Here is an 8,314-nt window from a genome sequence, read left to right on the forward strand (position 1 = left end):
AAAATAAATTATTTAAGAAAAAATTATATAACCTAAAGTAATAATACCAAAAGTCATAATAATAAAACTAGCAATTCTTGAAAGTTTTATTAATAAATCATCAGTTATAAATTTTCTAAAGAAGCAGATAATATTAACTGTAAAGAACCAAGATGTAACTCCCCCTGAGGCAATTCCAAGAGCAAGATACATATAATTATCTTGATCTCTAACAATTCCTAAAAGAGTATATATTCCAAGAATTGTTAAAATTCCAGTTATATTTATGCTTGCAAGACCAAAACCAACGAAATAGTTCTGAATAAAATTATAACCTTGTTCTATTTTTTTATCTAATAAAACAGGTGATTTTAATTTTTTAATTCCAAGTAATATCAATAAGACACCAACAGCAATTTTGCAAAGAGTTTCATATTTAAAAATAAAATCATCTACAAAATTAACAAAAAGAAAAGCTATAAGCCCATAGATTACATCAGAAGTAATCATTCCAAGAGCTGTTGTATATCCCTCTTTTTTTCCCTCTGTCAAAGTTTTTTCCATGCAGTAAAATCCTACTGGACCAAATGGAAAAGATAAAATTAATCCAGTTATAACGCCTTTAAAAAATGTAGCTGTTAACAAATAAATCACACCCTTATATCTAAAGTTTATTTCCGCAGTTTGGACAGAATTTATCACTCTTATCTACCATACAACCACAGTTTTTGCAAACATTATTATTTCTAATAATTTCTTCTATGTCATCATAAGTTACCCAAGATGAGTCTAAAACTTTTTTTAATGATTCATTTTTAAGTTTATAGATACTTTTACAATTTTTACAAATAATTAAAAATTTTTTATTAAATTTAAAAATAGGTATAAAGAAAAAACTAAAGACATTGGACACTTGATATAATTCAAACTTTTCATTTAAACAATTTGTACATTTAAAAGAGATATTCTTTAAAAATTCATCTTTACTACCAAACCCCATAACAAAAAACATAAATTGCTCCCTAATTATTTTTAATTATCATTTAATTTTAAAATTGATACAAATGCCTCTTGAGGAATTTCAACATTTCCTATTTGTTTCATTCTTTTCTTACCAGCTTTTTGTTTTTCTAAAAGTTTTTTCTTTCTAGTTATATCTCCACCATAACATTTAGCAAGAACGTTCTTTCTATATGCTTTGATAGTTTCACGAGCTATTATTTTTGCTCCTAAAGCTGCTTGGATAGGAATTTCAAACTGTTGTCTAGGTATAACTTCTTTTAATTTTTCACAGATTGCTCTACCTTTAGAAACAGCATTATCTTTATGAGCTATGAAAGAAAATGCGTCAACAACTTCTCCAGAAACAAGTATGTCAACTTTTACAAGATCCCCTTCTCTATAATCTATTAGTTCATATTCAAATGAAGCATATCCTCTTGTTTTTGATTTTAATTTATCATAGAAATCAAGAACTATTTCAGCAAGAGGTAGTTCATAAGTGATCATTGTTCTTGTGTCATCAATATAACTCATACCAATATAAATTCCACGCTTTTCTTGGCAAAGTTCCATAACAGAACCAACATAATCTTTAGGAACTATGATGTTTCCCTTGATATATGGCTCTTGAATTATAAATTTAGATTTTCCACCATCTGGGAATTCACAAGGGTTATCAATCACATAAGTAGGCTTTCCTTCCATAGTAATTCTATACTCAACTGAAGGAGAAGTAGAAATAAGATCTATATTATACTCTCTTCTCAATCTTTCAACTATAATTTCCATATGTAAAAGTCCAAGGAATCCACATCTAAATCCAAATCCTAAAGCAAGAGATGTCTCAGGAACAAAGTTTAAAGAAGCATCATTAAGTTGTAATTTTTCTAAAGATTCTCTTAAATCTCCATAATCATCTGTTGAAATAGGATAAATTCCTGCGAAAACCATTGATTGTGCTGGTCTAAATCCGTGAAGTGGATCAGCACAAGGTCTATTTAAATGAGTGATAGTATCTCCCACTCTAGAGTCTTTAATAGTTTTTAATCCAGTGATAATGTAACCAACAGATCCAGAAGAAAGTTCATTAGTTGGTTTCATATTAGGTGAGAATATACCACATTCTAAAATTTCAGCCTCTTTTCCAGTAGACCAAATTTTAATTTTGTCACCTTTCTTAATAGAACCATCTTCAACTTTTATGTAAGTGATAACTCCTCTATAATCATCAAATTTTGAGTCAAAGATAAGAGCTCTAAGAGGAGCCTCTTCATCATAATTAGGACAAGGGATTCTCTTAACAATTTCCTCTAATAATTCTTCTATTCCAAGATTTATTTTTGCTGAAGTAAGAACAGCATCATCAGCTGGAAGCCCAATAACATCTTCTATCTCTTTCTTTACTCTTTCTGGTTCAGCTGCTGGTAAATCTATTTTGTTAACAACTGGAACTATTTCAAGATCATTTTCAAGAGCCAAATAAACGTTAGCTAGAGTTTGAGCCTCAACTCCTTGAGCGGCGTCAACTACAAGTAAAGCTCCTTCACAAGCTGAAAGAGATCTAGATACCTCATATATAAAGTCAACGTGTCCCGGAGTATCAATAAGATTTAATTCATATTTATTTCCATCTTTTGCATCATAGTATAGAGTAACTGCTTGAGCTTTGATAGTTATCCCTTTTTCTCTTTCAAGATCCATAGAATCAAGTAACTGAGATTTCATATCTCTTTCAGCAACTGTATGAGTAGCCTCAAGTAATCTATCTGCAATAGTTGATTTTCCGTGGTCTATATGAGCTATGATTGAAAAATTTCTTTTGAATTTTTGTTGCACTTAAACCTCCTAAAAAAATAAAATTTTCTAATACACTATATTATAAAATAAACACCAAAAAATTTCAAGAAAATGATTACTCAGCCCAGTTTCCATTGACAAAAATGTTTTCAAAATTTCCATTTTTTTCAAAACCAACAATAGAAAGATCTCTTGTTCCAAACATAAAATCGACATGAGTAAGAGAATCATTCATTCCAACCTCTTCCATCTCTTCTGAAGATAGCTTATCCCCGTTTTCAATACAACTAGAATATGCTTGTCCAATAGCAAGATGGCAAGAAGCATTTTCATCAAATAAGGTATTGAAGAATAAAATTCCAAGATTAGATATTGGAGAATCAAAAGGAACTAAAGCGATCTCTCCAAGATATTTAGCACCGTCATCAATACTGATAAGATTTTTTAAAGCCTCATATCCTGATTTGGCAGAGAAATCTATAATTTTTCCATCTTTAAAAGTTAAAGAAAAATCTTCGATAAGTGTTCCGCTATAATTAAGTGGTTTTGATGCATAGACAATACCATCTACACCATATTTATGTGGCATAGAAAAAACTTCTTCAGTAGGAATATTTGCAACAAATTCTACACCAGATTGAGTCACATCTTTTCCAGAAGCCCAAATATGATTTTTTGGAAGTTTAACTGTTAGATTAGTTCCTAAAGAGTTAGTTATAACAAACTTTTCAAATTGTTTTTTATTTAAGTAATCCATTTTTTCTTTTAAAAGACTAAGATGATTTTTCCAAGTTTCAACAGGATTTTCTGTGTCAGCTTTTGTAGATTTAAGGATAGCATTCCAAAGAGAAGAGATAGCCTCCTCATCACTTAGATTAGGAAAAACTTTTTTTGCCCAAGGTAAAGTTGGCACAGAGATAATATTCCATTGGAATTCATTAACCATTAATTTATCATAGTATGGTTTTAAAGCCTGTCCCCTAGTTTTTTGATAAGCTCCTATTTTTTCTCCGTCAATTCCAGCTAAAAGTTCAGGATCAGAAGCAGAGATACTTAAGAAAGCAGCCCCTTTATTAGCATAATGCATAAAAGAATCAACTTGCCATTGAGGCATTTCTTCAAAAATATTTTTTTCTCCATAAGTAAAAGTCATTTTTTTACAGAAGTCATCACTCCAATGAACAACTACTTCAGAAGCTCCAAGAAGATAAGCTCTTTCAACAAGTAATCTTGTAAAATCAGCAGTTTCAACAGGAGACATTATAACTAAAATTTGATTTTTTTGTAGATTAACTCCAATTTCTAAACTTAAGTCTACATATTTTTTTAAAGTTTCTTTTTTTATCATTTTTTAACTCCTTAAATTATTTATTTTCTTCCACATCTCTTTTTATTTGGAAATATTCAGTTCCAACTAAAAAATATAAAATAGGAACTAAAATAATAGCATCATTTCCAAATTTATCATAAAGATACCCAGCAAAAACTCCCCCAGTAAAAAAAGCTATAATAGTAGTTAAATAGTAATAAATTTTTATATTATCAACCTTAATTCCACGAAGTTTATATCCAATATATACACCTAGATCACTAATGCTTCCAGTTATATGTGAAGTTCTTATAAGAATACCTTTATAAGTCATAAAAAGTCCGTTTTGAATACCTGTGGTAAGACAAAGAATATAGGTGAAATTTTTATTATGACCAAATAAAATATAGATTAGAAATATAGCAAAACCTATCCCCCAAAAAACAAATCCATAACGTTTTTTCATATTAAAAGCTCTTTCACCAATTAAAAAACCAGCAAAAACATTTCCACATAAAAAAAGGAATAGTCCAAATATAATTTTAATTATCTGATCATCTAAAGTGTTGTGGTAAGCTAAATGAATAGCAGCCTTTGAAACATCTCCAGAGAAATGCGTCAGGGTTAAACCTATCAAAATTATTCCATAAACATTTGCATAACCACTAATAAAACTCAAAGTACCTATCCAAAATAAAACCACATTTTGATGACCATTCATAAAAAAAATTTCCTCCCAAAACTAATTATAATAATTGAATTTTACCACATATTTTTTAAAAAGAATATGTTATTTTAAAAAATATATTTAAAAATAAATAAGTTTATAATTTAAAAAGAAATTGAATTTGTTTTTAGATTGTGATAAGATATTAGTTAAGAATTTATAGATACTACTAGGGGAGCAAATGTGCTGAGAGTATGACCCTTATTGACCTGATTCTAGATAATGCTAGCGAAGGGAAGTAGTCAGTTTTTTTGATTATTTTCTTTTGGTTTAAAGTAGGGTCAAGGAAAATAATTTTTTTATTTTTTGTAAAATTTTAGGAGTAACAATGGAAAAAGTTTTAGAGATAAAAGATGTTTCTTTTTCTTATGAAAAAAATAAAAAGTTAATAGAAAATCTTTCATTTTCAGTTGGAAAAAATGAATTTATTTCAATAGTAGGGAGTAGTGGTTGTGGAAAATCAACCATTATAAAATTAATTAGTGGAATAAATGAAAAAACTTCAGGGGAGATAATAGGAAAAAAGACAGCTTATATGCCTCAAAAAGATTTGCTTTTACCTTGGAGGACAGTTTTAGAAAATATAATTCTTCCTGTGGAGCTAAATAAAAGAGATTTAGAAGAGGGGAGAAAGAAAGCATATGAATATTTAGAAAAATTAAATTTGAAAGAGTATGCAAATAAATATCCCTATGAATTGTCTGGAGGAATGAAACAGAGAGTTTCTTTTATAAGAACTCTTTTAACAGAGGCTGATATTCTTTTACTGGATGAACCTTTTAGTGCTCTTGATGCAATAACAAAAGAAAATTTACAAAAATGGTTGTTAGAAGTATTAAAGAACTTTAATAAAAGTGTTATTTTTATAACTCACGATATAAATGAGGCTCTATTTTTATCAAATAGAATACTTGTATGTGAGGATAAACCTTTAAGTCATTTGAAGGAATATATTATTTCAGAAGATTTAAAAAAAGATTTAGAAAAAATGACAGAGTTAAAAGAAAAAATTTTATTTGATATAGGAGGTGGAAGGATATGAAAAAAATATCTTCATCAACTATAATTTCATTGATGTTTTTTATTGGTTGGGAAATCTTAGGAAGATATATAAATCTTTCTTTTATTCTTCCATGGCCGACTTTAATAATAAAAAGATTTTGGGAATTAAAACAAACTTTGATCTGTTATCATTTGGTTGAAACCTTAAAAATTGCTGGAATATCTTTGGGACTTTCTCTGGGAATAGGTATTATATTGGCTGTTTTAATGGACAGAAGTAAAAAAATAGAGAATGCGATATATCCAATTTTAGTAACAAGTCAAACTATACCAATAACAGCTTTAGCACCAATTTTTATACTTTGGTTTGGTTATTCAATCTGGTCAAAAATTTTAGTCGCAGTGATTATTACTTTTTTCCCTGTGACAATAAATTTATCTCAAGGGTTGAAATCTGTTAAAGAGGAGTATTTAGAATTTTTTAAAAGTATGAATGCTAGTGAGTGGGATATTTTTATAAAATTAAAATTACCTTCTGTGATGCCGTACTTTTTTTCAGCTTTAAAGATGGCAGTTCCTTTTGTAATAATAGGAGCTACCATAGGAGAATGGTTGGGAGCCACAGCAGGACTTGGATATTTTAGTAAAAGAATGATGACTCAACTTGACGGAGCTGGGGTTTTTGCACCAGTGGTTTTAATTTCTGTAATAGTAATTCTTATAGTAAAAATTATTTCAATAGTTGAGGATAAATTATTAATTTGGGTAAAAAAACAATAATATATAAATAAAAAGGAGAGAAAAAATGAAAAAATTAAAATTTATGTTAGTGTTTATTTTAACTTGTGCTTTAAGTTTTGGTGCAAATAATAAAAAACTTAAAGATTTCAGCGTTGTTTTGGATTGGTATCCAAATGCAATCCACAGTTTCTTATATTTAGCTGAGGAAAAAGGATATTTTGAAGAAGAGGGAATTAACTTAGTAATTCACTATCCAGCAAATGTATCAGATCCTTTAGCTTTACCAGCTGCTAAAAAAGCAAATGTAGGAATGTATTATTTACATCAACTTATAATGGCAAGAGCAAATGAAGGAATACCTGTAAAATCTATTGGAGCTATAACACAAGGACCTCTAAATGTTGTAATAGCTAAAGAGGAAAATAATATAAAAAGACCAAAGGATTTAGTTGGAAAAAAAGTTGGATATTCTCAAGGGGATGTTGCTGAAAAATTATTAAGTACAGTTATAAACCTTGATGGTGGAGATTCTTCAAAAGCTCAATTATTAGATGTAGGATTTGATCTTTTAACAGCTACTTTAACAAATAGTGTTGCAGCAACTTTTGGAGGATTTGTAAACCATGAAGTTCCAGTTTTATTAGAAAAAGGTGTAAAAGTAAATTATTTCTATCCAACTGATTTTGGTTTCCCTAACTATTATGAAGAAGTTTTTGTTGCTAATGAAGATATGGTAAAAGAAAATAAAGAACTTTACCAAGGATTCTTAAGAGCAATAAGAAGAGGATACGCAGATATGAAAAAAGATCCAGAGGGAGCTGTTGAATTATTATTAAAGAAACAAGAGGCTGATCAATTCCCATTAACAAAAACTGTTGAAAAACAAAGTATTGATATCTTAATACCTTTAATGGAAACAAAAGATTCTAAATTCTTATCACAAGATGAAAAAGTTTGGGAAGAAAATATCAAATGGATGTATGATCAAAAAATGATTAATAAAAAAATAGATTCAAAAGATATGATGATAGAATTATAATAAACATAAACTGCATTTAAAATCTTATTAAAGGTTTTAAATGCAGTTTTTCTTTAAAAATTATTTTGATGATATTGAAGATAGGGGAAGGGTTACTATTATGGTAGTTCCTTTATTAAGTGTGCTTTTTATATCTAAATCTATATTTAAAATAGTTATAATCTTTTTGACAATAGACATTCCTAATCCATGACTTCCCATATTTCTACTTCTAGCTTTATCAACCCTAAAAAATTTATCATATATATGTTCTAAATTTTCTTCACTTATACCTTCTCCAAAATCTTTTATACTAACACTTATATTTTTATTATGAGCTATCTCAATTTCAATAGGATTTTCTTTTCCATATTTGATAGCATTTTCTATTAAGTTTAAAAATAATTGCCTGATTAAATGAGGATCCGATTTAATAAAGATTTCTTTCCCAGTGAAAAATATTTTTTGATTTGGATAGATTATTTTTAAATCAGATAAAATATTTTGGATAATATCTGTTAAATTTATATTTTGAATTTCTATAATATTTTTATTGTCCTTTGCAAGAAAAAGGAGTTTTTGAACCAAAGAATTCATATTTTTGGTTTCTTCACATATAGAATCAATGGCTTCTGAGGAGATTTCTTTATTATTTATACCCCACCTTTTAATCAAATTGATATATCCATCTATTATAAAAATAGGAGTTTTTAATTCATGAGAAGCATTATTAACAAAA

9 protein-coding genes and 1 riboswitch are annotated in these 8,314 nt (G+C 28.3%); of the genes, 3 read left to right on the top strand and 6 right to left on the bottom strand.

The genetic code is table 11. From position 1 onward, the window contains the following. Window positions 1–12 precede the first annotated feature (12 nt). The 5 genes from Q1J48_RS07385 to Q1J48_RS07405 form a co-directional block, all read right to left on the bottom strand. Window positions 13–633 (bottom strand): LysE family transporter, encoded by a 621-nt coding sequence (locus Q1J48_RS07385; RefSeq protein WP_300362334.1) that lies wholly within the window; start codon window positions 631–633, stop codon window positions 13–15. 10 nt (window positions 634–643) lie between these two features. Next, window positions 644–991 (bottom strand): zinc ribbon domain-containing protein, encoded by a 348-nt coding sequence (locus Q1J48_RS07390; protein ID WP_300328496.1) that lies wholly within the window; start codon window positions 989–991, stop codon window positions 644–646. 20 nt (window positions 992–1,011) lie between these two features. After that, the gene (lepA, locus tag Q1J48_RS07395) at window positions 1,012–2,817 is read right to left on the bottom strand and encodes a translation elongation factor 4 (protein WP_300328493.1); all 1,806 of its coding nucleotides are present in this window, start codon (window positions 2,815–2,817) and stop codon (window positions 1,012–1,014) included. A gap of 76 nt (window positions 2,818–2,893) precedes the next feature. Further along, window positions 2,894–4,126, bottom strand: coding sequence for an aminopeptidase (locus tag Q1J48_RS07400; protein ID WP_300362336.1), 1,233 nt, complete (start codon window positions 4,124–4,126; stop codon window positions 2,894–2,896). Window positions 4,127–4,142: 16 nt separating this feature from the next. Continuing rightward, complete coding sequence (locus Q1J48_RS07405; protein ID WP_300328487.1) at window positions 4,143–4,808, bottom strand: YoaK family protein; 666 nt, start codon at window positions 4,806–4,808, stop codon at window positions 4,143–4,145. A gap of 167 nt (window positions 4,809–4,975) precedes the next feature. After that, a riboswitch (TPP riboswitch) is annotated at window positions 4,976–5,068 on the top strand. A gap of 74 nt (window positions 5,069–5,142) precedes the next feature. On the opposite strand from Q1J48_RS07405, the gene Q1J48_RS07410 reads away from it, so the two are divergent. The 3 genes from Q1J48_RS07410 to Q1J48_RS07420 are packed head-to-tail and all read left to right on the top strand — an operon-like array spanning window position 5,143 to window position 7,596. Further along, complete coding sequence (locus tag Q1J48_RS07410; protein WP_300328484.1) at window positions 5,143–5,856, top strand: ABC transporter ATP-binding protein; 714 nt, start codon at window positions 5,143–5,145, stop codon at window positions 5,854–5,856. Beyond that, complete coding sequence (locus Q1J48_RS07415) at window positions 5,853–6,596, top strand: ABC transporter permease (protein WP_300362339.1); 744 nt, start codon at window positions 5,853–5,855, stop codon at window positions 6,594–6,596. Before Q1J48_RS07410 ends, Q1J48_RS07415 begins: the two co-directional genes overlap by 4 nt. Window positions 6,597–6,621: 25 nt before the next feature. After that, on the top strand, window positions 6,622–7,596 hold the full coding sequence (locus tag Q1J48_RS07420) for an ABC transporter substrate-binding protein (RefSeq protein ID WP_300328479.1): 975 nt from the start codon (window positions 6,622–6,624) through the stop codon (window positions 7,594–7,596). Window positions 7,597–7,656: 60 nt separating this feature from the next. Here Q1J48_RS07420 and Q1J48_RS07425 read toward each other — a convergent pair. Further along, window positions 7,657–8,314: sensor histidine kinase (locus Q1J48_RS07425; RefSeq protein WP_300362341.1), on the bottom strand; the 658-nt coding region annotated here is incomplete at its 5' end.

Source organism: Fusobacterium sp. (assembly GCF_029258315.1).
GTDB lineage: Bacteria > Fusobacteriota > Fusobacteriia > Fusobacteriales > Fusobacteriaceae > Fusobacterium_B.

Bases quoted from the DNA above. Each gene is read 5' to 3' on its own strand.
- Q1J48_RS07410 (WP_300328484.1), top strand. From the start codon at position 5,143: ATGGAAAAAGTTTTAGAGATAAAAGATGTTTCTTTTTCTTATGAAAAA.
- Q1J48_RS07415 (WP_300362339.1), top strand. From the start codon at position 5,853: ATGAAAAAAATATCTTCATCAACTATAATTTCATTGATGTTTTTTATT.
- Q1J48_RS07405 (WP_300328487.1), bottom strand. From the start codon at position 4,808: ATGAATGGTCATCAAAATGTGGTTTTATTTTGGATAGGTACTTTGAGT.
- Q1J48_RS07400 (WP_300362336.1), bottom strand. From the start codon at position 4,126: ATGATAAAAAAAGAAACTTTAAAAAAATATGTAGACTTAAGTTTAGAA.
- Q1J48_RS07390 (WP_300328496.1), bottom strand. From the start codon at position 991: ATGTTTTTTGTTATGGGGTTTGGTAGTAAAGATGAATTTTTAAAGAAT.
- Q1J48_RS07420 (WP_300328479.1), top strand. From the start codon at position 6,622: ATGAAAAAATTAAAATTTATGTTAGTGTTTATTTTAACTTGTGCTTTA.